Annotated in this window: 17 protein-coding genes; 6 read left to right on the forward strand and 11 right to left on the reverse strand. The window is 55.3% G+C overall.

Annotated features, from left to right (window positions below; genetic code table 11):
• Positions 1-29 precede the first annotated feature (29 nt).
• Positions 30-554, forward strand: coding sequence for a hypothetical protein (locus SV7mr_RS13110; RefSeq protein WP_145272730.1), 525 nt, complete (start codon positions 30-32; stop codon positions 552-554).
• On the opposite strand, the gene SV7mr_RS13115 is transcribed toward SV7mr_RS13110, so the two are convergent.
• The 9 genes from SV7mr_RS13115 to aceE all read right to left on the reverse strand — a co-directional run bounded on the left by SV7mr_RS13115 (position 551) and on the right by aceE (position 14,840).
• Positions 551-3,655 carry a valine--tRNA ligase gene (locus SV7mr_RS13115; RefSeq protein ID WP_145272733.1) on the reverse strand — a complete coding sequence of 1,035 codons (3,105 nt, stop codon included), beginning with the start codon at positions 3,653-3,655 and terminating at the stop codon, positions 551-553. The two genes, SV7mr_RS13110 and SV7mr_RS13115, sit on opposite strands and share 4 nt — an antisense overlap.
• Positions 3,656-3,657: 2 nt before the next feature.
• Positions 3,658-5,253, reverse strand: coding sequence for a citramalate synthase (gene cimA, locus SV7mr_RS13120; RefSeq protein WP_145272737.1), 1,596 nt, complete (start codon positions 5,251-5,253; stop codon positions 3,658-3,660).
• Positions 5,254-5,635: 382 nt separating this feature from the next.
• Complete coding sequence (locus tag SV7mr_RS13125; protein ID WP_145272740.1) at positions 5,636-6,034, reverse strand: hypothetical protein; 399 nt, start codon at positions 6,032-6,034, stop codon at positions 5,636-5,638.
• A gap of 385 nt (positions 6,035-6,419) precedes the next feature.
• Entirely contained in the window at positions 6,420-7,901 is a 1,482-nt protein-coding gene (locus tag SV7mr_RS13130) for an alkaline phosphatase D family protein (protein ID WP_419187342.1), read from the reverse strand.
• A 310-nt stretch (positions 7,902-8,211) separates the two neighbouring features.
• Entirely contained in the window at positions 8,212-8,688 is a 477-nt protein-coding gene (locus SV7mr_RS13135; RefSeq protein WP_145272743.1) for an ExbD/TolR family protein, read from the reverse strand.
• Entirely contained in the window at positions 8,685-9,122 is a 438-nt protein-coding gene (locus SV7mr_RS13140) for an ExbD/TolR family protein (RefSeq protein ID WP_145272746.1), read from the reverse strand. Before SV7mr_RS13140 ends, SV7mr_RS13135 begins: the two co-directional genes overlap by 4 nt.
• Positions 9,122-10,024, reverse strand: a complete 903-nt coding sequence (locus SV7mr_RS13145; protein ID WP_145272749.1) for a MotA/TolQ/ExbB proton channel family protein — start codon at positions 10,022-10,024, stop codon at positions 9,122-9,124. Before SV7mr_RS13145 ends, SV7mr_RS13140 begins: the two co-directional genes overlap by 1 nt.
• 461 nt (positions 10,025-10,485) lie before the next feature.
• Positions 10,486-11,943, reverse strand: a complete 1,458-nt coding sequence (locus SV7mr_RS13150; protein ID WP_145272752.1) for a 2-oxo acid dehydrogenase subunit E2 — start codon at positions 11,941-11,943, stop codon at positions 10,486-10,488.
• 167 nt (positions 11,944-12,110) lie between these two features.
• Positions 12,111-14,840 carry a pyruvate dehydrogenase (acetyl-transferring), homodimeric type gene (gene aceE, locus SV7mr_RS13155; RefSeq protein WP_145272755.1) on the reverse strand — a complete coding sequence of 910 codons (2,730 nt, stop codon included), beginning with the start codon at positions 14,838-14,840 and terminating at the stop codon, positions 12,111-12,113.
• A 769-nt stretch (positions 14,841-15,609) separates the two neighbouring features.
• Here aceE and SV7mr_RS13160 point away from each other — a divergent pair.
• The 5 genes from SV7mr_RS13160 to SV7mr_RS13180 all read left to right on the forward strand — a co-directional run bounded on the left by SV7mr_RS13160 (position 15,610) and on the right by SV7mr_RS13180 (position 23,313).
• Positions 15,610-16,395 carry an SDR family NAD(P)-dependent oxidoreductase gene (locus SV7mr_RS13160; RefSeq protein WP_145272758.1) on the forward strand — a complete coding sequence of 262 codons (786 nt, stop codon included), beginning with the start codon at positions 15,610-15,612 and terminating at the stop codon, positions 16,393-16,395.
• Between the two features lie 304 nt (positions 16,396-16,699).
• Positions 16,700-17,704, forward strand: a complete 1,005-nt coding sequence (locus tag SV7mr_RS13165) for an AAA family ATPase (protein WP_145272761.1) — start codon at positions 16,700-16,702, stop codon at positions 17,702-17,704.
• Positions 17,705-17,854: 150 nt separating this feature from the next.
• Complete coding sequence (locus tag SV7mr_RS13170; protein WP_145272764.1) at positions 17,855-19,666, forward strand: glycerophosphodiester phosphodiesterase; 1,812 nt, start codon at positions 17,855-17,857, stop codon at positions 19,664-19,666.
• Between the two features lie 209 nt (positions 19,667-19,875).
• A complete protein-coding gene (locus SV7mr_RS13175) occupies positions 19,876-22,041 on the forward strand; it encodes a tetratricopeptide repeat protein (protein ID WP_419187343.1) in 2,166 nt (721 codons plus the stop codon).
• Positions 22,042-23,313: a class I SAM-dependent methyltransferase gene (locus SV7mr_RS13180; RefSeq protein WP_145272773.1), complete on the forward strand. Its 1,272-nt coding sequence runs from the start codon at positions 22,042-22,044 to the stop codon at positions 23,311-23,313.
• Between the two features lie 5 nt (positions 23,314-23,318).
• Here SV7mr_RS13180 and SV7mr_RS13185 read toward each other — a convergent pair whose 3' ends face one another.
• Together SV7mr_RS13185 and SV7mr_RS13190 are read right to left on the reverse strand one after the other, a co-directional pair.
• On the reverse strand, positions 23,319-24,680 hold the full coding sequence (locus SV7mr_RS13185; RefSeq protein ID WP_145272778.1) for a Gfo/Idh/MocA family protein: 1,362 nt from the start codon (positions 24,678-24,680) through the stop codon (positions 23,319-23,321).
• Positions 24,681-24,784: 104 nt separating this feature from the next.
• The gene (locus tag SV7mr_RS13190; RefSeq protein WP_145272781.1) at positions 24,785-25,834 is read right to left on the reverse strand and encodes a formylglycine-generating enzyme family protein; all 1,050 of its coding nucleotides are present in this window, start codon (positions 25,832-25,834) and stop codon (positions 24,785-24,787) included.
• Positions 25,835-25,840 lie beyond the last annotated feature (6 nt).

The raw sequence follows: 25,840 nt of genomic DNA on the forward strand, positions 1-25,840 counted from the left end.
TTGGGGAAAGCAAGGGAGAGGCGGGGCATGTGCGCACCAATTCTAACCCAATCGAATTCCCGCTGCCGACACCGGGCACAGATGAGACGGAGTTTCCACGAACCAATGGCGGAGCACCCGCAGAGGGCACCGTTGGAGGCGGTGAATTGCACGGGCTTCGTCGGGTGATTTCCGGGGCGTTGGAGCGTGCAAGCACGCACCACACGGCACTACCACTTCAACTGCCACTGAGCCGGATCGACTGCGAGGTCGTACCAACCCTGAAAATCGCTTTGCTGATCCGAATCAGATGCCACCAAGGAGCCCTCTTCGACCAGCTCATAAATCAACTGTCCCAGATCCTCGCTGGTCCCCATCTTCCAGTCAATCAACTCATCTTTACCGGCTTCAGCAAAGTGGTCGACCGCCAGTTCCAGCAAGACGCGGCAGATAGCTTCCGCACAAACGTGTCCCCGTTTCCGAAGTTTGCGATCCTTGAGCGCAACCTGAATGGTATGCCGAACGAACTGATGCCGCTCGGATTGCCCTTTTTCGAATTTGGGATCGTGGTCTAGTTTAATGACGCCTTCTCCTTCAAACGCTTGATATCGATTTCAATGGTAGAGCGTCGTTTGACTAAGTCCTCAAGCGCCGCGCGCTCACCTTGCACCACGTCAGCGGGTGCACGGGAAACAAAGTTCTCATTGGCAAGTTTGTTTTCCTTGCCAGTGATTTGACGGCTGATCGTTGTCTGTAACTTCTCAAGGCGTTTGAGTTCGGCTTCGACATCAATGAACTTTTCCAGATCAACGTGCACTTCGATATCGATGGCCGGGATCGTCAACGGCGCATCGGTTTCAAAGGCGGCCGCCTGTTCTCCGATCTCCTGTACATCAGCGCCCGCCAGGGCTTTGAAGTAAGCCAGCATGGGCTGCAACAGCGCTTGACTGCTCTGAGTACATCGGATCGTCGCGGGAACAATTTCCTTGGGCGGGATATTCTGGCTGGCGCGGATACTGCGAAACGCACCGACGACTTGCTGGAATTCGGCAAACTGTCGCTCAATCGTGGGATCGTAGTGCTCGGCATGATAACTGGGCCAGTCAGCCAGCATCAAAAACTCACTCGCGGCCTGTGGCTGTAAGCCACGCTGATCAGCAAGCTCACCGAGATAGCTCCACACGGACTCGGTCACGAAGGGCATGATGGGATGCAACAATCGCAAGAGCGTATCGAGACCGTACGCGATGACGTTCTGGGTTTGCTGTCGTTGTTCAGGGTCCGACAAACGCGGCTTGGCGATTTCCACATAGAAACTGCAGAACTCATTCCACGCAAAGTCGTACAGCATCCGCCCAACTTCAGCGAACTTAAACTGCTCGATGCCCTCGGTGACTTCTTTGGTCACCGTTGCCAACCGACTGAGCAACCAGCGATCCTCGACGGGCAATGAGGGCACGTCGATCGGCTGTGCTTGATAGCCTTCCAAGTTCATCAAGACGAACCGGGACGCGTTCCAAAGCTTGTTGACAAAGTTGCGGCTGTCTTCAAATTTTTCACTGACGACAGCGGATTTCGGGAAGGCTTTTTCGGCTTCGGATTCGGCCCACTGCGTGCTAAAGGTTTCTCCGCACGCAGGACAGGGCACGGTTGCGACGGTCCGGTTTTTCTTGGTCTGCTCGATCAGCTTTTCGCAGTGTGGACATTCGTACTGCACCGGCAGACGAACGTCTTGCGTGTCGGTAGCGATTCTTGCCAAACCAAAACGCAAGGCATCTGGACCAAATTTGTCGATCACGTCGATCGGATCCACGCCATTGCCCTTGCTCTTGCTCATCCGTTCCCCGTTGCCATCCAAGATCGTGGGGTGAATGTAGACATGACTAAAGGGAACTTGGCCCAGGTTGTTCAACCCCATCAGCACCATGCGAGCGACCCACAAGGTGATGATGTCACGTGAGGTGCAAAGCGTCGACGTCGGATAGAAGTACTCCAAGTCCTCGGTCTGTTGAGGCCAGCCGAGTGTGCTGGACGGCCATAGCGCGGAGGAGAACCATGTATCTAATACATCGTCATCACGCACCAAGCCCAGTGCTTCCACCTTGGGCTCCAAGGGAGAATCTTCGTCGCGCAGACACACAAACACGCTATAGGAAGACGGTCCGCCTTGAATCTCCGCTGGCTCTTCCTGAAGCGTCACCGCAAGTTGGCTTTCGGTGCCCAGTTGCCGAGACGCGTCGGCCACCGATTGGGCTTCGGTTTGGCTGTCAAAACGTGCCGACCAAATCGGAATTCGGTGGCCCCACCACAGTTGACGACTGACGGGCCAATCGCGTTTCTCACCAAGCCAATCAAGGTAGCCTTTCCGATAGCGTGGCGGAAAGATCTGGACTTCGTCACTGGACACTGCATCCATCGCGGACTGCGACAAGTCGGCCATTTTGACGAACCACTGATCGGCCAGATAGGGCTCGATGGCGGTCTTACTGCGATCAGACAGCGGCATTTCGATGTCGCGATCTTCAATCTCGCCTAGCAGACCGGCTTCGTCCAAGTCATTTACGACCTGCTTGCGAGCCTTTGGAATCGTTAGTCCCTCGTACGCGGGCACGACGCTGTTCAGCGTGCCGTCGGCATTCAGGATATTGATCATGGGCAACGATTGCCGAATGCCAACTTCATAGTCATTCGGATCGTGAGCTGGCGTGAGCTTCACACAACCGCTGCCAAGTTCTGGCTTGGCCCATTCGTCGGTCACCAACGGAATCGGCCGCTCCGCGAGCGGCAACATCAATTGCCGCCCGTCCAACGCCATATTGCGCAGCACCTTCAGATTGCCAAGCATTTCACGCTGACGACTGTTGATCGCATCCAATTGGTCTCGCAAGTCGTCGGCTTCCTTACCGGTCACCGATTCAAGCTTTTCCAGCAGTTCGGTTTCGATCTTGCGCAGCGCGGCTTCCGGGTCCGGATGAACAGCAACCGCCGTATCGCCCAGCATGGTTTCTGGACGCGTGGTGGCGATTTCGACGAACTCGGGTTCACCCGGCTGTGGCTCGATCACTGGATAGCGAAAGTGATAGAAGTGTCCCTTCTTGGTCACGTTCTCCACTTCGTCATTGCTGACTGCGGTCTGCAAGAAGGTGTCCCAATTGACCAGCCGTTTGCCGCGATAAATCAGATGCTTTTGGAACAGATCAAAGAACGTCGCCCGAACAGCTGCGGCACATTGAGGATCCAACGTAAACCGAGTGCGTCGCCAATCGCAGCTGCAGCCCATTCGTTTGAGCTGGCCAAGAATACGGGCTTCGTACTGATCCTTCCACGACCAGATGCGTTCGACAAGTGCCTCGCGCCCGATATCGTGACGGGACAGGTTTTCCTGCTCCTTGAGGCGCCGTTCAACCACAGCCTGAGTCGCAATGCCAGCATGGTCCGTCCCGGGCATCCACAGGGCCGAATACCCTTGCATGCGTTTGGTGCGGATCATGATATCTTGCAGCGTGTTGTTCAAACCGTGCCCCAAGTGCAACGCACCGGTCACGTTGGGCGGCGGAATCACAATCGTATAGGGCTGCTTGCTTTTGTCGATTTCAGCGTGACTGCAGCCTGCTTCGTCCCAGCGTTGATTGATTTCGCTGGCGGCTTGGGCGTGTTCAAATCGATTTGGAATCATGATCAAGTCGCAGGTGTAACGTTGTCTTTATGCAATTTGTATTCAACGGAATCCAGCAGTGCTTGAAAGCTGGCTTCAATAATGTTGTCACTGACACCGATGGTGCCCCAGGTCTCTTCTTTGTCGCCCGACTCAATGTTGACGCGTGTCCCGGCCGCTGTTCCGGCCCCGTTATCAACCACGCGGACTTTGTAATCCACCAAGTGCATGTCACGCAGCTGTGGATAAAACGGCAACAAGACTTCTCGCAAGGCCGTGTCCAGAGCGTTCACCGGACCGTGCCCTTCGGCTGCATTGAAGACATCTTGGTCGCCGATGCGAATCTTGAGAATCGCCTCAGAGTACACATCACGTTCATCCGCACTGGTTTCACCAGCAACCACTCGGTATTTCAGCGGGCTGAAGTGTGGCGTGAAAGAACCAACGACGCGTTTGATCAACAGATCAAACGAGCCGCCGGCATTCTCAAATTGGAACCCTTGGTTTTCCAGTCGCACCACTTCGGCCAAAATTTTGGACTGCACCTCTTTGTCATCTTGGATACTGTGCTTATCAGCGACCGCGATGATGTTGCTGCGACCGGAGAGTTCACTGACCAAGATTCTTCGCTCGTTGCCCACCAGCGAAGGATCGATGTGCTCGTAGGTTTTACTGGCCTTGTTGATCGCATGAACGTGCATGCCGCCTTTGTGTGCAAACGCGCTTTGCCCGACGAAGGCTTGACCGTTGCGCCATTGCAGGTTGGCGGTTTCATAAACGAACCGGCTCAGCTCTGTTAAATGGGACAGCCCCTCGCCACCCAGGACACTGTAACCTTCCTTCTTGAGCCCCAGGTTGCCGATCACACTGATCAGATCTGCGTTGCCACAGCGTTCACCGATGCCATTGATGGTGCCCTGGACCTGAGTGACCCCCACGTCGACTGCGGCCAAAGAGTTTGCGACCGCCAGCTCACCATCATTGTGACAGTGAATGCCGAACGAGACACCAGGATAGTCTTGCAACCCTTCCATCGCCTTGGTGGTGATAGCAGCGATCTGCTCGGGCAGCGACCCACCATTGGTGTCGCAAAGCGCCATCACTTTGGCGCCACCGGCGGCCGCCGCACGCAGTGTCTTGATGGCGTACTCGGGGTTGGCGCGAAAGCCATCAAAGAAGTGTTCGGCGTCGTAGATGACGTGTGCGTTTTCGGCCAGAAACTCAACGCTCTCGCCGATCATTGCCAGGTTCTCTTCCAACGAGACTCCCAGCACTTCGGTGGCGTGAAAATCCCAAGTCTTCCCGACGACCGTGATGCCTGGGGATTTCGCCGCGACCAGTGCTTTCATGCCCGGATCGTCCTGGGCTTTCATGCTGCGTCGACGGGTCATGCCGAAAGCGCAAATCTGGCTGCCGCCCAAATCGTGCTCGCGAATCTGTTTGAAGAACGCTTCGTCCTTTTCGTTGCTTAACGGGTACCCGCCTTCAATGAAGTCGATGCCTGTCTCTGCCAAACGCAGTGCGATTTGCAGCTTGTCGTTCAGCGAAAAACTAACCCCTTCGCCTTGCGAACCGTCTCGCAAAGTCGTGTCGTAAATAAAGATTGGTTTCTTAGACATTGGTATCAGTGTTAAACGAAAAAACCCCCGCAGGCAAATTGCCACGGGGGTGAAGCATTGTGTATTCGAATACTGCCGTGCTAAAACCCGCACGCTGGATTCGACGCCTTGCCGAACACGGTGCTGGTTCATTCCCCCGCGTCATTTCTGGCAAACTTGGCCAGCGACGCGGCAAATAATTACGCTTGGGTAGTACACGGTTTTGTATGAAAAATTAGCTGTGGGGGTGTTTTGATGGAAACCAGTCACTATGCCGTTCCCGGTTAGCCATCCAGATGGCAGAAGAATACGACGCAAAAGACAAACCGTCAATCCGCCAGGTTCACATGCGGTCCCGGATGCGGCTTTGTTTATTGACTGATTCTGCGCGGGCTTTGGCCAATCAGTTGGGACTTTGCCCTCGCATCCGACCGAAGCGACGCAAGAGGCCCCGGTACTGGTAGGCGACCGAGACCACCATGCAGATCAACACCATCAGGCCGACGATACGGGCGTTGTGCAGGTTGAAAGCCCCTGAGGACCGCCAATCCATGAAGACTGCGGCCAAATCAACTGCCCCCAGGACGCAGCCCAGGACTCCTACGCACGCCATTGCAGTCAGCGCCACGCGGCGGCGGTGGGGATTCAAACCGACGACACCCAAAAACATGATCGGAATGCCGATCATCATGGGCAAAAACAACCAAACTGCTTTCTCGTACGATCCCATCAGAGCCATCGCTGTGTCAACACACAGCAAAACGCCCGCCAAGATACCTAATCGCGCCATTCTCTCTGACATGGTGTCCGCTATTCCATGAAATGGGTCGGCCCGAATCTGGGCAGTTCTCTTCCATACCCTCCTTGTCGGTCAACTCGCTCCTGGGAAGCTCCCAAAACCCCGTGGCTTCCTGATTTGTAAATCCTATCGGTCAGAGGGCAAACCCACCAGCGGTAGAATTCGAATTGAACGTCTTTCCGACTGCCGAGTCGGCAGGTCTCTAGAGACCGCAAACCATCAGGAATCTCGCAGAAACGGCAGCATTTCAGCGAGATGAACGCAAACGATTCGCCAACGCATCGGGTTTTTCCTCGGCCGCGCCGCCGCCAACACGCCCCAGCGTCTGCCTGAGAGACACAGAATGGAGAAAAATTCAACGAAAGCTTCACGAGAAACGCCGAGCGTTTTAAGGCGTCAGCGTTTCCAGAGGCAGTTCGATCTCTTCTAAAACCTGAGCATGCTGTGAAATCAAGCGAAAGGTGACCTGCGGTTGCTTGCCCATTTGAAATGTGAATTCGCCAAAGGCAACGAAGGGCTGGCCATCGCTGCCCTTGCCGCTGTATCCAAAGAGCTGCTGATCACAGTTTTTGACGATGCCACCGGGACCGGAAACCCCGCCCAGCGTCGCCGGCTCGAATTCGTAGAACTCGAACCCAGACGGCCTGGGAAGACAAAACCCTCTGGCTCCATGGCGATCGCCACTGACCAACAGGACGCCACCGATCTTTTCATCTTCGATCCAATCAAAGACCTCATCGCGTGATTCTTGATCCCAGGTGCCCCAGGAATCCTTGCCGTTGCTGACATAGTCGCTCCACATGGTTCCACTGCTGATCACTTTGAAAGGTGCCGTCGAACGCTGCAGCGTCTCCTTCAACCACTTCATCTGATCGTCGCCGAGGTAAGAACCGGCTTGCTTGCGACGTCCACCGTCCCGACAGGATCGGGTGTCCAGCATGATGATTTCAACGGGCCCAACACGGGAACTGAAATAGATGCCTTCCTGTCCGGGTTGACCACCGGGGTTGTTCCAGTTCTCTAGCCAGACCTGACGAACGCGTTGGCGATCTTGATGATTGTATCGCCGAGGAATCCCACTAAGATCATTGTCGAAGTAATCATGATCATCCCAGGAGGCATAAAGTGGGACATTAGCTGCCAAATGAGAGAACGCCTTGGACACGTCACGCAACTGATAGTCACAGCGATGCATGTTGACTTCGTTGTTGCGATCATCGACGGCGATGTCACCCAGCAACATCATCGCGTGTGGCCGTCTTGAAACGATCGTTTGATACAAATTGGGATTATGAACACCGATCTTGTGGCAACAGGAACCAAACGTGATGCGAAAGGTCTCATCACTCGATGGCTTCGGCGCGGTCACAAACTCGCCCTCGGCAACCGTTTGCTCTGCAACCCGAACGGCATACTGATACGTCGTGTTGGCGGACAAGCCCTCAAGTTCAAGACGCAAGACCTGGCCAGCCCGCACCTCGCTAGCGGTCACCTGCTGGTCACCGCAGATCACGGAGATCGCCTGTTCACTGGCAGGTCGCATCCACAGCACGACACTTTGCTCGGTGACTTGTCCCAGTAAAGGCCCGCCCATCAAGGCAATGCCGTGCCGTTTGGCCGCAGCGATGATCTCTGGATCAGTAAACGTTTTGTCAATCCCCGATTCAAAGACTTTGCGTGCATCGAAGTAGAACTGCCGAACGTTCTCGGGCAGTTTTTGGTAACTGTCCAGGAGCAGTGTGTCGATTTCCAATGTGCCTCGGTGTGCCTGGGGCAAGGTCACCTGGTGAGTCGGCGAGATCGCCTTGGCCATACCCGCCGAACCACACAGCAGAGCACCAGAACCGGCAAGAAAGGGGCGACGTTTCATGGTCAGAGCAAATCCGTGAAAGTGAGGCAGGAACAAAACCGCAGAGCACTATTGTATCCCCAATGGAATGCCGCATGGCAAGTCAAAGGTCGGCGAACAAGATGATTTGCGCCCGTCAGCGACTCGAATGCCCAAGGGACTAAGAAGACGCTCCAACGACTGGCTCAGTTGTCTGGGTTGGGGCGTCAGGGTTGCAGTGGTTGGCCGGGAGTTGCCAGTCATAGCGGCTCACAACGAGCGTACCAGCGGCGCATCAAAAAAGGTGCCAGACTGCTCCAGCACCTCATTTTGTCTGATCAACTCGGCAGGCCTAGCGTCTAGGCTTGGCGAAGGTGATGTTTGAAATCAGCGGAACGACCTGATCGTTTTCATCACGGTAACCATTGACGGCGGTGATTGCTCGAATCACGTACTCGTATCGCAGGTTGTAATCAGTATCGACTTCAATCTTACGTTCACTGACGTCGCTATCCGGTCCGTCATTGCGAATCACCTCAATGATCTGTCCACGGAGTTTGTCGTAATCTGTTCCCAAGTTGATGGAATCCAGACTGATCGACGTCAGCTTGCCTTCTCCGTCGGCTCGCAGTCGCAACTTGAGCGGCAACTCCAGGTCATCGCTTGAGCTACCTGAACCGGCCAGCGGCATGTTGATGCTGAAATCGCCTTCCATTTCGACGATTTTGAACGTCATGACAAAGAACACCAGCAGCAGAAAGACAATGTCAATCATGCTGGTCATGTTCAGTTCATTCTTTTCCTGTTCTACGTCACGTCGGATTTTCATGAACGATCCTCCTTGGCTCGCAGGGCGAACTTTTCGAACTTCTCATCCTGGCAGGCTTTGATGATGTCCTGCACCTGTCCGGCGGCGACATTTTTATGACCTCGGATGATGACTTTGACGTCGGGCAGTTCGACGTCTCGAGTGACCATCACGGACTTTTCACCACGCAGCCCCGTGCTCAGTGTTTCCACGGTGTAGGTGTCGCCAGAGAGAATGATTTCCCCATCGGCGGCAACATGCAACACGATCGGAAACTCTTCCGGCTCGCTGGGTGGCTTGACCAACTGGCTATTGGGCAGCTTCACGCGATCGTTTGATTCGGTCTGCGTGAAATTGATCAACACCATAAAAAAGGCGATCAACTGAAACGTCATGTCGATCATGGGAGTCAAATCGCCTTCAGCTAGGTCGGGCTTTTTTGATTTGACTTTCACTACGCGGCGCCTCCGCCTTCGACGTCCTCAAACCGACTCATCAAGTTTTCGCTCTGCACGCCGACTTCAAGCAGCAGGCGAGAAACGCGGTTGCGCAGAATGTTGTAGGCTGCAATCGCGGGAATCGCGATGGCCAGACCAACCAACGTTGTGAACAACGCAGTCGAAATCCCTTTCGCCAGTTCAGCGGGGCTAGGTGTGTTGGTACTACGAGCGATCACCTGGAACGACGCGATCATCCCCTGAACAGTCCCGAACAGACCGATCATGGGGCTCAAGTTACCGATCAACGCCATGTAGCTCAGTCGGTGCTCAAGCTTCATGCTCTCCTCTTCACCGATCTCTTGCATCGCTTCGAGAGCCTTGGAGTAGCTTTGGGAGACCTTTGGCAAGCCAGCCGAGAGAACCTGACCGAGCACGGATTCGTCGGTACGAGCCATGTCATAGGCTTCTTGGAACTCTTTGTTGTTTAGTTTTTCTTCGAAGGCTTCGATCAGTTCCGGAGGACACAGGGTGTCACGTCGGGCCGCCAGCAGGTTCATCACCAACAAGCTCACCAAAGTGACCGAGATCAACAGGAACACCAGCGAATAGGAGATTCCCAACGCGGCGATCATGTCTGTCAACAAGTTGCCATCGCTCTTGGGAGCCTCTGCTTCGCCATCGCCCGCATCGCCGCCGCCATCGCCGGCTGCTTCACCGCCGCCGCCAGCATCTGCAGGGACGTCATCGGCAGGGTCTTCACCGCCAAACTCGCCGGCCGCGTCATCTTGCGCCGAAACGTGATGGATGGGACCGCTAGCGCAGAAGGCAAAGGTAAGTGCCACCAAGAGGGCTTGAAACACAAAGCGGGCTGGACGCTGTCGTCCGAACAATGGCAATGGACCTGTCAGGGTGGTCATCTACGACGATCTCCGAGTGAAGAACGGGGGCAAGGTGGTGCAAATACAGTGGGCAAGATGTGTCCCGAATTTCGATTAGTTTGCCGGCCAGAAGCAGTGGCAAATGAAATTCTGAGAAGAGACTCTCTGTCCGTTTGAACGGCATATTCTAACAGACGTTCCCAAATACCAGTGACTGAACCGTGCTTTCCTGGCAGTTTCTGGAGCATTTTGCGCCCTCAGCACGAATTCCAGGCATATCCGGAGCAACCCTGGGGGAACGGCCGGCGAAAACCAGGGGGATATTGGGCGGTTGCTCGCCCCAGCTGACACGATGCTGCCGAACAAGCCCAGGCAAGCGGCCCGCGATGCCCCCGAAAAGTTCACCTAGAAGGCGGTGCCAAGGGCTGTTGTTCCAGCACCGACGGCCGGACTCTGAGAATCCGGCTTAGAAACGCCAGCGAATCGCTGGAATCAGCGTTTTAGAATGCCAGCAGCAGACGGCTGGGTGCTTCCAGATAACCGATCACGTCATTCAGGAAACGCGCCGCAGTGGCTCCGTCAACCAAACGGTGATCGTAGGAAAGCGACAGCGGCATCATCAACCGAGGCTGAATGGTGTCATCGGGCATCACGACGGGCAGTTTCCGGCTGCGTCCGACTAACAAGATCGCCACTTCAGGCACGTTGACGATCGGGGTCGAGTACTGGCCACCGATGGCGCCCAAGTTGCTGATTGTAAAGCTGCCACCACGCAGATCACTGACAGCGAACTGACCGCTGCGAACTTTGCCAGCCATGTCGGCCAGGTTCCGCGTGGTCTCTGGAACACTCATGCGATCGGCGTCCTTCAACACAGGCACGACCAAACCACGTTCGGTGTCGACGGCGATACCAACGTTGACATAATCTTTGTAGATCAGTTGCTCGTTGGCTTCGTCGATCGTTGCATTGATTGCCGGGTGATGCTTTAACGCCGTGGCGACCGCTTTAATTAAGAACGGCATCGACGTCAGCTTCAAGCCTTGTGCGGCGTAGTCTTCTTTGCTGCTCTGACGAAGCTTCTCAAGTTCCGTGATGTCGGCATCATCGAAGTTTGTCACACGGGGAACGGTCGACCAACTCGCATGCATTTGCTTGCTGATCGTTTTACGAATTTTACTCATTCGTTCAACGTGTACCGCACCCACATCATCGACAGCCGGTGTCCCGGGCCGCTCAACTCCATCGCTGGGTGCGCTGGCCGCAGAAGTGGTTGGCGTGATCGTGGGTGATGCAGTCGGTGCCGGACTGGCTGGCGCCTGACTGGCCGAACGAACGGCACTCAAAATGTCTTCACGAGTGATTCGTCCACCTTCGCCAGTCCCTTGCACACGACCGAGATCGACGCCGACTTCACGAGCAAACCGGCGAACGGCTGGACCGGCCGGAATCACTCCGCCCGCAGCGGGTGCAGGTGCGGCGGGAGCTGGTGCGGCTGGAGCCGGAGCAACTGGAGCCGGAGCTGGAGCAACTGGAGCTGGAGTCGGAGCAATTGGAGCTGGAGCCGGAGCCACCGCAGCAGGCTCGGGTGCGGGAGTCGGTGCCGGTGTGGGAGTGGGATCCGGTGCTGACTGAGCAACCGGTACGGGTGCTGGCTCGGCCGGTACGGGTGCTGGCTCGGCCGGTGCCGGTGCTGGCTCGGCCGGTGCCGGTGCTCCGGCAGCAGCTTCCACTTCAATCAGAGCGCCACCGATTGGCACGGTATCGCCTTCGGCAACAACGATCTTGGCGACCTTTCCCGCCACTTCGCTGGGAACGGGGACAGTCGCCTTATCGGTTTCCATTTCGACAATGTCTTGGCCGGCGGCGATCACATCGCCAACCGAGACAAAGATTTCAAGCACATCGCCAGACTCAATTCCATCGCCCAGGTCGGGAAGGTTAATTGCGGTCGCCATATCGATTCTTCGGTGTCAAGTAATTGGGTGGATTCGGCTGATCGCACCCGCTCCGCAGGTGCCGTTGTTGGTTAGGAAATCATTGCCCTAGCCAACGCCGTTTGTTCAAGTTTGGTTTCCAACGACGGGGTTCTATCTGCCATCGGACAGAGATCGCCATGGCCGCGTTACGCGTAGTAGGGGTCAACCTTCTCGGCGTCGTAGTCCAGGTCTTTGATCGCCTGAGCAACCTCCTTCGCGTCCACGACACCGGCTTTGCAAAGTCGGCTCAGGGTGGCGATGGTGACCGATTCGGCATCGACTTCGAAGTGGCGACGGAGGTTTTCACGGGTTTCGCTGCGTCCCATGCCATCGGTTCCCAGGACGAAGTAATCGCCAGGAATCCACGGTGTCAATTGTTCACCCAAGGCACAGATGTAATCACTGGCTGAAATGAAGGGTCCTTCGACGCCGCTGAGCGTTTCTTCCAAGTAACTCACACGTGGAGTTTCCGTTGGATGCAACATGTTCCAGCGGGCACAGCTTTGCGCTTCACGACGCAATTGCGTGTAACTGGTCACACTCCAAACATCACTGGCGATGTTGTATTTTTCGGCCAGCAGGGTTTGAGCGGCAACGACGGAGTTGAGGATCGCACCACTGCCGAACAGTTGGACACGTGCCTTGGCGCCATCGACTTCGCGGCTGCTGAATTTGTACATCCCTTTGACGATGCCTTCTTCACAGCCTTCGGGCATTGCGGGGTGAGTGTATTCTTCGTTTTCACTCATCAGGTAATAAATGCAGGTCTCACCATCGGTGTACATGCGTTTCAGCCCTTCCTGAATGATCACGACAGCTTCGTAGGCAAACGCTGGGTCATAAGCACGCACGGTGGGGAATGCGATTGCATTGACCAAGCTATGGCCGTCTTGGTGCTGCAGCCCTTCACCGTTCAGCGTGGTGCGTCCAGCGGTGCCACCGATCAGGAACCCTTTGGCACGCATGTCGGCAGCGGCCCAAATCAAGTCACCGATCCGTTGGAAGCCGAACATGCTGTAGTAAATGAAGAACGGAATCATGTTGATCCCGTGGCAACTGTACGCTGTGCCTGCGGCATTGAAGCTAGCCATCGACCCCGCTTCGGTGATGCCTTCTTCAAGGATCTGACCGTCCTGGGCTTCTTTGTACTTCTGAATGATCGCTGAATCGACGGGCTCGTACAGTTGTCCTGCGTGGGCATAGATGCCGAACTGAGTGAACATGCCCTCCATCCCGAAGGTCCGTGATTCGTCAGGAACGATTGGCACCACGTACTTGCCGATTTTCTTGTCACGGCACATTGCGATCAACGTTTGAACAACAGCAAATGTGGTGCTGATGCTCTTGTTTTCCATCCGTTTGATCAACTTGCCAAAGTCAGCCAAGGAAGGCACTTCCATGGTCGGAGCTTCGGTGGGACGCGAGGGCATGTAACCGCCCAACGCCTCACGACGTTCCTTCAAGTACTTGATCTCGTTGCTGTTCTCTGGCGGACGATAGAACGGCGTGTTGCCGACTTCTTCGTCACTGATTGGGATACCAAACCGAGAGCGGAACTCCAACAACTCTGCTTCGTTCAACTTCTTTTGGTTGTGAGCAACGTTGCGGCCTTCACCGGCCTCGCCCAGTCCATAACCCTTGATGGTCTTGGCTAGAACAACGGTTGGTTTGCCGTTTTGGAAGTCGTAGGCCTTCTTGTAAGCCGCGTAAACCTTTTCGGGGTCATGACCACCTCGGTTCATTCGCACCAGCTTTTCATCACTGTAGTTTTCAACCAGCTTCAGCAGTTCGGGGTATTTCCCAAAGAAGTGCTCGCGAATGTAGCTCCCTGGCATCCCGGTGTATTTCTGATACTGTCCATCGACCACTTCGCCCATTCGCTTGGCCAACAAGCCGGTGGTGTCGCGTTGCAGCAGTTCATCCCAGTCGCTGCCCCAGATGACTTTGACGACATTCCAGCCAGCACCACGGAAAATGGATTCCAACTCCTGAATGATTTTGCCGTTGCCGCGAACAGGCCCGTCCAGACGCTGCAGGTTGCAGTTAATGACGAAGACCAAGTTGTCTAGTTTTTCACGCGATGCCAATCCGATCGCGCCCAGTGTCTCTGGTTCGTCGCATTCACCATCACCCAGGAATGCCCACACCTTTTGGCCCTTGGTATCTTTGATCCCACGGTCACGAAGGTATTCGTTAAAGCGAGCTTGGTAGATCGCCATGATCGGTCCCAGGCCCATCGAAACCGTTGGGTATTCCCAGAAGTCAGGCATCAGCCACGGGTGGGGGTAGCTGCTCAGTCCGCCACCGCTAGCGAGTTCACGGCGAAAGTTCGTGAGTTTCTCGTCACTTAAACGGCCTTCCACGTAAGCCCGGCTGTACATCCCCGGCGACGCATGACCTTGGAAGTAAACCGAGTCACCGCTGTAACCGTCTTCACCACGGCCTTGCAGAAAGTGATTGAAGGCGACTTCGTAAAGTGTTGCACTACTGGCAAACGTACTGATGTGACCGCCAACACCACCGCCACGAGCGTTCCCACCGACGACCATCGCCATCGCGTTCCAACGAATGATGGATTTGATGCGGCGTTCGAGGTCGCGGTTACCGGGATAAGCGGGTTGGTCGTTGACGGGAATCGTGTTCAGATACGGAGTCGCTGTGTCGGCTGCCGATTCGACGCCCTGCTCTGCTGCGCGATCACGCAACTTGTCTAGCAAAAAACTGACTCGCTCAGCACCTTTGCTTTTCAGCACATATTCCAATGACGACAACCACTCATTGGTTTCCGATGAGTCGATGTCAACTTCGTTCCGCTGCACGACCTCGCCGAGGCTCTTACTGACTTCTTCTTGGGCTATCGTTTTCGAATCCGACATAAACAATCAATTCCTAAAAGAATTTTGGTTCGGTGAGGCGACGGGGCATCGCGTTGCGAACACGTTCAGGGTGTCGCCAAAATCAGTTACCCCAAGGGTTTCGTTACAACGAGTTCCTGGCGGTTGTTTGCCGCGTGATCAAAGTTGTTAAATGATCGTCGTGAAACCAGTGGCCTGCCGTGTGGGGGGAGTCACTCCACAGCGGTTTTGCTGCCTTGCAAATCGGCAAAGCCGCCTAAAAGATTAACTCCCCAACATAGATCACGACAAGGGCACGACTCATTTACACAAGATTGTCCCCAAAGGTGCGAAGACCCGCCAGACGAGAAACACCATTCTGCCGGGGGGATAGAAGTCGTCTATCCGCCTGCCAACGGGACTCCAACCTACCTTATTCCATTCACAAGGGGAATCGGCACGAAATTGCCAGCCCATTGCTCACTCGGGCCCACACACCCCCTGTGACGAAATTACGCCCCCGAAACGCCCATTTCCTAAACATCCAAAGGGCCGCACCCGGATGCCTGACACCAGGATGCCTGATCAGGCCCTCGGCGGATCCAAATGACAGATAATCACAGTCGGACGCTTCGGCGCAAAGAATCCGTGCGGAATTCCCAGGGCGTTGCCAATCGGATTCAGGGAAGATTTGTTTCCCGTCTCCCGGTGGCAGCTTCCCCCGCCGTGACATAAATTGCCAGCGATCATTCCCGCTGAGCATGGCTTTGCCACCGCTGGCAAAGTTTTCATTCACAACAAGGTGTTGCCGATGATTCGAGCTGTCGTGACGGGCGCTTCTTCAGGAATTGGGCAAGCCGCTGCCATTGCCTTGGCGAAGACGTATCGTCACCGCAATCAAGCTCCTGTGAAGATTGTGGTTCACTATCGCAACAACGAATCTGGTGCTGAACAAACCGCCGATCAGATTCGCCAGCAGGGCGGCCAAGCACTCACACTCTCGGCGGACTTGAACGATGCTGCCGCCTGCGACACGTTGCTAGACCAATCTTGGCAATGGCTAAGCGTTCCCAACACCTGGATCAACTTTGCCGGTGTCGATGTTTTAACCGGCGAGGCGAAATCCTGGAGCTTTGAGCGAAAACTGAAACAGTTGATGGAAGTCGACGTTCTGGCAACCATCAAATTGAACCGTGAAGTGGCCAACAGAATGCTTGCCGGTCCAGAATCGGGTCCCCCACCGAGCATTACCTTTGTGGGCTGGGATCAGGCGCCACTGGGAATGGAAGGCGAAGCGGGACAAATGTTCGGCCCGGTCAAAGCAGCCGTCATGGCCTTTGCCAACAGTTTGGCTCAACAGTGCGCCCCGAAGGTTCGCGTCAACACCGTGGCACCGGGTTGGATCCAAACCTCTTGGGGCCAAACCACCGACTCCTATTGGAATGATCGCGCTCAACAACAATCACTGATGAACCGCTGGGGAAAACCGGCCGATGTGGCGCGCGCTGTCTGCTGGCTAAGCGATCCAGAGAACACCTTTTGCACCGGGCAAACACTGGAGGTCAACGGCGGCTGGAACCGTCAATTCGATCGCTAGCGTTGGGGTTGTTCCGTTGGCCACTGGGCATTCGATCCGGCCGGATGAATGGCTCCATTGGCATGGCGAAATCTTGAAAAATTGGATTCCGAGCGAAGCGAAACGCTTCCGCTGATCCACTCTCCTCGGGAAATCGATTAAACTGACCTGGCTGCAGTTCGCGCATGCTTGCCAGTTGAATGGATCGACTGAGGCATGGCTTCGTCCAACCGAATCAACGCGTTCAGCAACCTCCAGCTTCTCCATCCCGTGCCCTTGTCTGCATTGCTGACAAGGCGTGGATCACATCAAGTCCAGGCATCGAATGACCACCACAGCAGCAAACACCGAGCAACAAGCAGAAGAGTTTCGCGCCCAGTACGAAAAAGTGCGTGAAATGATTGGCCGCATGATTGTCGGCCATGATGAAATCGTTCACGGTGTTTTGACAGCCATGTTGTGCGGCGGCCACTGCTTGCTAGAAGGCGTCCCTGGCTTGGGAAAAACCATGCTGGTACGCACGCTGAGCGAAGTCTTGCACCTGGATTTCAATCGCGTTCAGTTCACGCCCGACCTGATGCCGGCGGACATTCTGGGAACCAACATGATTGTTGAATCCGAAGAAGGTCGGCGACACTTTGAATTCCAAAAGGGGCCAGTGTTCACACAGATTTTGCTGGCGGACGAAATCAACCGGGCAACGCCCAAGACTCAATCCGCCATGCTGGAAACGATGCAAGAGGGCACGGTCACCGCGGCCGGTCATCGTTACACGCTGAAGAAGCCGTTCTTTGTCTTGGCCACCCAGAACCCGATCGAACAAGAAGGCACCTACCCGCTGCCCGAAGCTCAGCTTGACCGCTTCCTTTTCAAGCTGGTCGTGGGCTATAGCAATCGCGAAGACTTAAACACGATTGTTGAACGCACCACGCGCGGTGACAAGATCGACATCGAAAAGGTCATCGATGGCGACCAGATCCTGGCCATGCAAACACTTGCCAAACAAGTGGTCTTGTCGCCTCCGATCCAAGATTACTTGGTGCGATTAACACTGGCCACGCACCCCGATGGGCCTTATTCGGTCGATGCCACCAACAAGTACATCCGTTGGGGCAGTAGTCCACGGGGCGCCCAGACCCTGGCGCTGGCTTCTAAAGTTCGCGCGCTGCTGGCCGGTCGTTTCAATGTCAGCTTTGAAGACATCCGTCGCGTTTTCCTGCCAACGATGCGGCACCGCGTGCTGTTGAATTTTGAAGCTCAAGCGGAAGGGGTACAGACCGACGCAGTGTTGCTGGAAGTTCTGGAAAATGTACCGGACTCCGCAGACTGAGGTCTGATCGGCACACACACACGCGGAACGATTGGCTTCAATGCATAGCCTGGACGCACAATGAGCGGAGTCTAATCTCCCATCCAAGCGGATCACGCGCTGTCGATCCGTTCCATCAAGGCGCATTGGTCATCATTGAGGGGCACGCCAGTGTTTCAATCCGTTCTTTCGATCATCCGCTCTAGCTGGAAGTCACTGCTGGTCGCGGACCTCTTTTCAAAGCTGATCGCGTTTATCATCTTAACGCCGCTTGTGAGTCTGCTGTTTCGCTTGTTCCTTACGCTCTCCGGTCGCGAGATTCTGGCAGACACCGACATTGCGACCTTCTTTCTGCATCCCATCGGCTGGCTGACGCTTTTTATCGTCGGCGGTACGTTCATCGCCACGTTGCTGCTGCAACAATCCCTGCTGATGACGATCGGCTTTTCCAGCCAGCAAGGTCTAAAAGTGGGTGTGTTATCAAGTGTCGCATTCGCCTATCGCAACGCGGCCAACCTATTCATTGTCTCGGTCTCCATCATCTGGCGATTAGCACTCTTGTGCCTTCCCTTCTTGGCCGTCGGCGGTGCGGTTTACTGGTTGATGTTGACCGACCATGACATCAACTACTACCTGACCGAAAAGCCCCCCAAGTTCTACGCCGCTTGTGGCATGATCGGTTCCCTGCTGGCGGTGATGATTGTGTTGGTGGCTCGCTCGATTGCCCATTGGTTTGTCGCGTTACCACTGTTGCTGTTCGAGCGTCATCCGGCTGCTGAGTGTTTGCACGCCAGTCGGCAGCGGCTGAAGGGACATGAGAAACAGATCATCACAACGGTCCTGCTTTGGCTGGTCGCGTTTTTCTGCCTAAGCCTTGCGATCAACGCCATCACGTTGCAGGTGGGCGAATTCATCGTTCCCAACTCACCCGGTTCGCTTTATCGACTCGCTTTTTCGCTGGGAACCGTCGTTATCCTGTGGAGCGTCACGCATTACGCACTCAGCCTGCTGGGCGTGATGAGTTTTTCCTCCGTGCTGGTTTCTGTCTACAGCGTCTGGGGAATGCGGGGAAACACACTGACCTTGCCCGATGAACATGAGATTGAAAAAAGCGGCCTGCGTTTGACTCGGGGGCGCGTGGCGGCGGTGTTCGTGCTGTTTTTAATCGGCGCCAGCTTGATCGGCGCCTGGGCGATCCATTCGTTTGAATTGAATGATCACGTGGCTGTGACCGCCCACCGCGGTGCCTCCGGACGCGCACCGGAAAATTCAATGGCATCGGTTGAGGCGGCCATTGAAGACCAAGCAGACTGGGTCGAGATCGATGTCCAGGAAACCAGCGACGGTGCTGTGGTGGTGATCCATGACAGTGACTTGATGAAGGTTGGCGGTCCACCCGTTAAAGTCTGGAACATGACGTCGGACCAAATTCGTTCCATTGACATCGGATCTTCGTTTTCCAAAGAGTTCTCAGACCAACGCGTGCCGCTGCTTGCCGATGTGCTGAAACGATGCCAAGGCAAGATCAAGGTCAACATCGAACTGAAGTACTACGGACACGATCAAGATCTAGAGCAGCGCGTGATCGACCTGGTCGAAGCACACGGGATGCAGGATCAGGTGGCGATCATGTCCCTGGACGCCAATGCCGTTGCCATGGTGCGGCGTCTGCGACCGGATTGGTACGTTGGTTTACTGACGGCGGTTGCCATCGGTGACCTGACCAGAAAAGACGTCAACTTTCTGGCCGTCAACACCAGCTTGGCCACACAGGCCTTCGTTCTGCACGCTCACCAACGTGACAAGGAAGTGGCGGTCTGGACGGTGAACGATTCAGCAACCATCTCGCGAATGCTTAGCCGGGGAGTCGACAACCTGATCACCGACGAGCCCAAATTGGCTCGTAAGATCTTGGAAGAACGAGCTTCGATGAGCCCGCTGGAACGACTGCTGATCGCCTTTGCCCATCAATTGACTCGGTAAATCATGCCGCCAGATCGCTGCCGCTGGAACCTTCCAATGGCAACGTCTTTACAAGCCATTTAACCGGCAAAACTGGCTTGATCTCTTTAGGGGTCAGACCAACAGATTCAAGGCTGGAGGGCAATCAGCCAAAGCCATGATTGGCTTCAATGGCTCCGTTAAACATTACCGAAACGGACGCTATGCCTTCATCCAGAAAAACTTCCCTGATGCCCGGACCGTTAGAGACATTCCCGTTAGCCAAACGCAATGGCCGGGAATCAACGGACCACACAGAAATCACCGACACCGTGGGTGAGGCGATGGGCGTTGCGTTGCGGCACCATCAAGCGGGTGATTTTGTCGCCGCCGCGAAGATCTATCAGCAAGTCATTGAGCTCAACCCCTTGCATGCCGATGCCTGGCATCTCCTGGGGCTAATTGGGCATCAATCAGGCCAACAAGACTCGGCCATCCCACTGATTCAGCAGGCCTTGCAAATCGACGCTGGCATGCCGGACGCCCATGCCAACTTGGGCGCAGCCTATGCAGCGATCGGTAAAGGTGACGAAGCAATCCGCAGTTACCGCGCCGCGGTTCGCTTGCAACCCAATCACACCAATGCACTCAATGGCTTGGGCAACCAATTAGGCCACGCCGGACAGGTTGACCAAGCCGTCAAGTACTTGGGACTGGCGATCAAATCGGCCAAACGGGACCCTCGACCGCTGTCAAACTTGGGCGCATTGTATCTGCGAGAAGGCATGCTGGACGAAGCACACAGCTCGCTGAACAAGGCCTTGCGGATTGACTCTGGCCTGGTAGAAGCACGCAGCAACTTGGGACTGGTCCAAACGCGGCTAGGCAAAGTCGACGATGCGATCGGGCAATTCAAAACCGTGCTCCAAAATGCTCCTCAGCGGTCGTCCTTGTGGCGTAACCTACGCAACGCATTGACCGACCGTGCCGAGCCCAGCTTTATCACAAACGCATACCAGAGCGTTTTGGCAGACGACGACCGGGACCTGCTAGAGATCCTGACAAGCAGCATTTGTCCGGTGATCAGCCAGTCAACGGACCAGATCGACAACTATCGACACACGCTGGTCGATCAACTGGATCGATCGTCAGGCTTGAACCTGATCGACAACGTTCAGCGTCTGATGACCCATCAGTTGGTCGCTCCGTTTTACTTGCCGTATCATGGTCGCGATGATCGACCGCTCAAGCAAGCCTTCGCCGACATGGTTGGCCAGCCCGCTGCGCCACCGGCCTACCAGCAATCTGCCAAGCATGTGATCGGTTCGCCGATCCATCTGTGTTTCCCATTGGCGTTGGATCGAGACCAGATGCTGGTGCGATTCATGGGCGGAGCGATTGAACAGCTGATTGAATGTGGCGAGTTTAGAGTGACAGTGGCCTGTTTTCGGCAAAACCACGCCACGCTTCAGCGTCAACTGCCACCGCAAGTTCAGTACCTGATCATCAATGAACAGGTTGAACAGTCCGCCAAAGCCATCGGCTCTCTTAGCGCCGATGTGCTGTATCACTGCGAAATCGGGACAGACTGTTTCAACTATTATCTACCGTTCTTCCAAGCGGCACCGATTCAGGTTGCGTCTTGGGGCGTTCCAGTCACCACCGGGATCGCGGCGGTTGACTATTTCCTAAGCAGTGAACTCATCGAGCCGCCCGAGGCGGAACAACACTACAGCGAGTCGTTAATCACGCTGAAAACGATGCCCGTCGTCTACAAGCGGCCTCACGTGACACCGCCCCAGAAAGACCGCCAAGCGTTTGGGTTTACAGACCAGCAGCGCCTTTACGGCTGTTTACAGAGCATCTTTAAGTTGCACCCAGATTACGACTCTCTGCTCGCTGAAATCCTGCGTCGCGATGACCAGGCAGTGATCGCCTTGGTCGGTGGCATGCATGAATCGCATGCTGATCTGCTAAGAGAACGATTCAAGCAGTCGATCCCTGAGGTCATGGATCGAATCAAGATTTTCCCTCGCATGCCGCGTGAAGACTTTGATTCCCTGTCCAGAGCCTGCGATGTGTTGCTTGACACGCTGCACTTCGGTGCTGGCGCGACGGCGTATGAAGCGTTGGGCATGGGACTGCCGCTGGTCACGCTGCCAGGACGCTTTATGCGAGGCCGAGTCACCGAGGGTTGTTATCGGATGATGCAGATGGATGACTGTGTCGCCCGCGACGAACAGCACTTCGTTGACCTTGCGTTGCAGATTGCCAACAACCCCGATCAGCGACACAGCATCCGCCAAAGAATCCAGGAACGCAGCGACTGTTTGTTTGACAATGCGATCGCGGCAGAAGAACTGAAACAATTATTTATGCAGCTCGGCCACGAAAGTCGCCAAAAGAGGGTGGGATAGATGAGTATAGACACACGATTGGCTCCCGCTCGCCCGTTTCGAGTCATCGGGACAGGTGCCGCCAGAAACCAAGACGTCGATCTTGTTGAATGCGTTGCCTGCGGCCGACAGGGAGTGACGACGTTTCTAGAGCCCGACAAGCGACCGCTAGCCACCATCTGGTGGCCGATGAGCGAATCAGAAGCGAAAGCCATGCGAATCTACCCGCACCACTTCGTGCGCTGCATCCATTGCGGTCATGTCTTCAATAAGTCGTTCACCTACGCCGACGTGCCGTACACTCGCAAGTCAAACTTGATGTTCAATCAAGGCACGTACTGGAAAGGCCACCTGCAAGCGATTCGACAGTTGCTGCTGCGCAGTTTGCCGGCCACACCGGTCGTGGTTGAAATTGGTTGCGGTGATGGTTCGCTGTTACGTGAAATGGCAAAATCGATGCCGGCGGGCAAGTTCTATGGCTTTGACCCCAATGCTGCCTCCGTGACCGAAGATGGCGTTGAGTTTCGCGGTGAATTGTTTGAGCCCAACACGCATCTGCGGCAACTGCGTCCAGACATCATCATCTGCCGGCATGTCTTAGAACACTTGCAGCAACCGATGCGGTTCTTGGAACAGATCGCCGTGGTTGCCTCCGTCGGCACAACGCCGGTCCGCATGTACTTGGAAGTCCCCTGCGTCGACCGAGCCATCAGCATCTGCCGCTTGTCAGATTATTACTACGAACACAACTCGCACTTCACGACATCCTCGTTGCGTGCGATGCTGTATCGAGTCGGCGGCGTGATCGAATCGCTTGACCGATACTACTGTGACGAAGTCCTGGGAGCGGTGATCAACTATCCGCCCGAGCGGAAAATGAAAGAAGCCGCAGCTGAGACATTGGGACACCTGCAAAGTTCGCAGCAAGCGCTAACCAACATCGGCGCTCAGCTAGACGTGTTGGCCCGTCGCGACGTTCGCGTTGCCGTCTGGGGTGGCACGGGCAAAGCGTCCTCGTTCATGAACCTCTGTGGCGTTGATTCCAACCGGTTCCCCTGTGTGGTTGACAGTGATAGCGATAAATGGAACACCTACGTGCCCGGCACAGGGCAATGCATTCAGTCGCCCAATGTGCTCCTGCACCACCCTGCGGACATCATCTTGATCCCGATGTCCTGGCGTGCCAGAGACATTGCACAAGAGATGCGTCGCCGCGGCATTACCTGCTCGCAGATCCTCATCGAACACCAAATGCAATTGGTGGATTTTGAATCCGGCGACCATCCCTACTAAACGCTTTAAAGGTACTCGCGTTTTTTCACCAATCCCGGCATAGGAATGCTGTACTTGCCTTGATCATTGGCTGGCAATGGCGAAGGCGAATCAAGTGTCAGGTTTTCCAGGTCGGGCGCAAACTCGTGATCATGTTTCATGAACTGATCCAGAGTGATTTCCTGGCCGGTGTGCGCCGCCATACGGCCCATGCTTGTGACAGCGCTGGCCATCACACCGCGTTCGACTTCGTTGTACGGTTTGTCTTCGCGAATCGCAGCAATCAAGTCATCCCATTCCACTTGATAGGGATAGGGTTCAGGCTGCGCCCCTGACCAGACCAGATCGGAATCGACAAAGTTCTGTCCGCTATAAATGCGGCTTTTCGCCGGCGTGTGCGACGCCGTCGAGATGATCGCCGAGCCCTTGGTCCCGTGAGCGAAACTGGCGAACTCTCGTTTGCATCCGGGGACCGTCCGGCCGTCAACAAACAACTTGGCCCCATCGGCAAACGTGTATTCGATCGAATAGGTGTCAAAGTTTTGATCCACACTGTCACCACGATAGTGACGGCCACCGCAGGCGATGGCTTTGACCGGCCAAGCGTTCTTCATCCAGCACGATTCATCGATATTGTGAATCAAGAAATCACTCACGGCCCCACCACTGAGCCAGAGGAACCCGTGGAAGTTTTTAATCTGATACACCAAATCGCTCTGGTCACCGGTGTTCGGTGGAGCGGCCGCTGAACCGGTCGGGCCAGCCATGCGATAGGCCCGCAACATCATCAAGTCGCCGATCTCTCCACTTTGAATTCGATCGAACAGTTCCTGGCGGACCTTGCAGTGTCGGCACATCAATCCGACACCGACTTTCAAATTCCGCTTCAAGGCTTCTTTGTTGATTTCCAACATGCGCACCGAAGTCGGCGCGTCAATGGTCACGGGCTTTTCCATGAAGACGTTCAGCCCACGGGCGATCGCGTACTGATAGTGCACCCAGCGAAAAGCTGGCGGGGTGGCCAAGATCACCACATCACCGGGCTCAAGCCCATCCATGACTTGCTTGTAAGCATCAAAACCGGTGTGCTGACGTTCCGGCGGAACATCAACCTTTTCACCCACATCTTTGTTGCCGTCCAAAGCCGTGTGCGTGCTTTTGATCTTGTTCTCAAAGACATCGCCCAAAGCCACCAGCTTGATCGGGCCATTGTTGACCGACAAAGCTTGCTTGGCGGCCCCAGTGCCTCGCCCTCCGCATCCCACCAAGCCGACTTGGATGGTGTTGTTCTCTGCGGCGTGAACATTCTGAGCCGCGGTAAGCGTGGTGGCAGCTGCAGCAACGGCGGTGGACGTTTTTAGGAAACGACGTCGATTGGAGTTGGTCATGGCGGATGATCAAATGAGGAAGGAAACGATCGGGGATGATGAAGGAAAGGAATCAAGGAAGCAAAGGAGAAAAGATCAAATGAAGCTTCGCTGCGGCGTGTCAGCTAATCTTCCGGGTCAAGCTGAACGGGGGCTGACTTGTCCCACTTTTCACTGCGCTGCTGATCGGTGGGCACCTGCAAGGGACGCACGACACGAAAGCCCACTGACAGAGCGTCGGTATGGTACCAAATGCTCTGTGGCTCTTGAGGGTCTTGTTCTTTCCATTCTTCGCTGGACGCCCGGCGAGCCGCACTGCGCAATGCCTGGGGCTGATCGTCCCAACCACCACCACGCACGACGCGAGGAAAAAGAGTGCTCGGAATGGCCAGTGGGTTCTCGTTTGACTGAATGGATTGGTACGGTGTGTACTGGTCGAGCACCCATTCGGAAACATTGCCGTGCATGTCGTGCAAACCCCAAGGGTTCGGCTTCTTGGTTCCCACGGGCTGATAGTTCGCTTGGCTGTTGTCGTCAAACCAAGCATAGTCACCTAATTTCCCGGCATCGTCGCCAAACGAATAGGCGGTCTTGGTGCCAGCACGACAAGCATATTCCCATTCCGCCTCGGTCGGCAAACGATAGTAACGCCCCGTCTTTGCTGAAAGCCACTGGCAGTATTGTTTGGCAGCGTGCTGGGTCATGCAGATCGCTGGATACTCGCCGCGTCCCATGCCGAAACTCATATCGGTGTAGGGCTCAGTCGGTTTGGTCACACCATCAACCGCCAGATCTCGCTCGTTGGCCTGGCGACCAAACACCTGTCGCATGCGTTGGTCAACGGACTCGTTGTAGACATCGAACTGATCCCAAGTGATTTCACACTTGCCCATCCAAAAGGGGGCAAGTTCAACGGTTCGCTGTGGGCCCTCATCATCGCTACGATCGGCCTCAGTGCTCGGGCTACCCATCGTGAACGAACCGCCGGCAATCGGCACCATCGGTATCGTCAGCTCGGTGTGCTCAATGACCTCGTTATACGCCTTCATGTCCTGCGGATTCTCCGCATCGGCGCTGGGAACCTTCAACGCAGGCGGCGGGTCCGCCATGACTGGGGATGCCAAAAAGGTCGCAATGCAAACGGTTAACAGAAACGGGAAAGAGCGAAGTTGCATGGTGAG

This window comes from Stieleria bergensis (genome assembly GCA_007745635.1).
Taxonomy (GTDB): domain Bacteria; phylum Planctomycetota; class Planctomycetia; order Pirellulales; family Pirellulaceae; genus Stieleria; species Stieleria bergensis.

Excerpts from the sequence above, each read along its gene's own strand:
- SV7mr_RS13115 (WP_145272733.1), bottom strand. The coding sequence starts at position 3,655 with ATGATTCCAAATCGATTTGAACACGCCCAAGCCGCCAGCGAAATCAAT.
- cimA (WP_145272737.1), bottom strand. The coding sequence starts at position 5,253 with ATGTCTAAGAAACCAATCTTTATTTACGACACGACTTTGCGAGACGGT.
- SV7mr_RS13125 (WP_145272740.1), bottom strand. The coding sequence starts at position 6,034 with ATGTCAGAGAGAATGGCGCGATTAGGTATCTTGGCGGGCGTTTTGCTG.
- SV7mr_RS13130 (WP_419187342.1), bottom strand. The coding sequence starts at position 7,901 with ATGAAACGTCGCCCCTTTCTTGCCGGTTCTGGTGCTCTGCTGTGTGGT.
- SV7mr_RS13135 (WP_145272743.1), bottom strand. The coding sequence starts at position 8,688 with ATGAAAATCCGACGTGACGTAGAACAGGAAAAGAATGAACTGAACATG.
- SV7mr_RS13145 (WP_145272749.1), bottom strand. The coding sequence starts at position 10,024 with ATGACCACCCTGACAGGTCCATTGCCATTGTTCGGACGACAGCGTCCA.
- SV7mr_RS13150 (WP_145272752.1), bottom strand. The coding sequence starts at position 11,943 with ATGGCGACCGCAATTAACCTTCCCGACCTGGGCGATGGAATTGAGTCT.
- aceE (WP_145272755.1), bottom strand. The coding sequence starts at position 14,840 with ATGTCGGATTCGAAAACGATAGCCCAAGAAGAAGTCAGTAAGAGCCTC.
- SV7mr_RS13160 (WP_145272758.1), top strand. The coding sequence starts at position 15,610 with ATGATTCGAGCTGTCGTGACGGGCGCTTCTTCAGGAATTGGGCAAGCC.
- SV7mr_RS13165 (WP_145272761.1), top strand. The coding sequence starts at position 16,700 with ATGACCACCACAGCAGCAAACACCGAGCAACAAGCAGAAGAGTTTCGC.
- SV7mr_RS13175 (WP_419187343.1), top strand. The coding sequence starts at position 19,876 with ATGCCCGGACCGTTAGAGACATTCCCGTTAGCCAAACGCAATGGCCGG.
- SV7mr_RS13180 (WP_145272773.1), top strand. The coding sequence starts at position 22,042 with ATGAGTATAGACACACGATTGGCTCCCGCTCGCCCGTTTCGAGTCATC.
- SV7mr_RS13185 (WP_145272778.1), bottom strand. The coding sequence starts at position 24,680 with ATGACCAACTCCAATCGACGTCGTTTCCTAAAAACGTCCACCGCCGTT.
- SV7mr_RS13190 (WP_145272781.1), bottom strand. The coding sequence starts at position 25,834 with ATGCAACTTCGCTCTTTCCCGTTTCTGTTAACCGTTTGCATTGCGACC.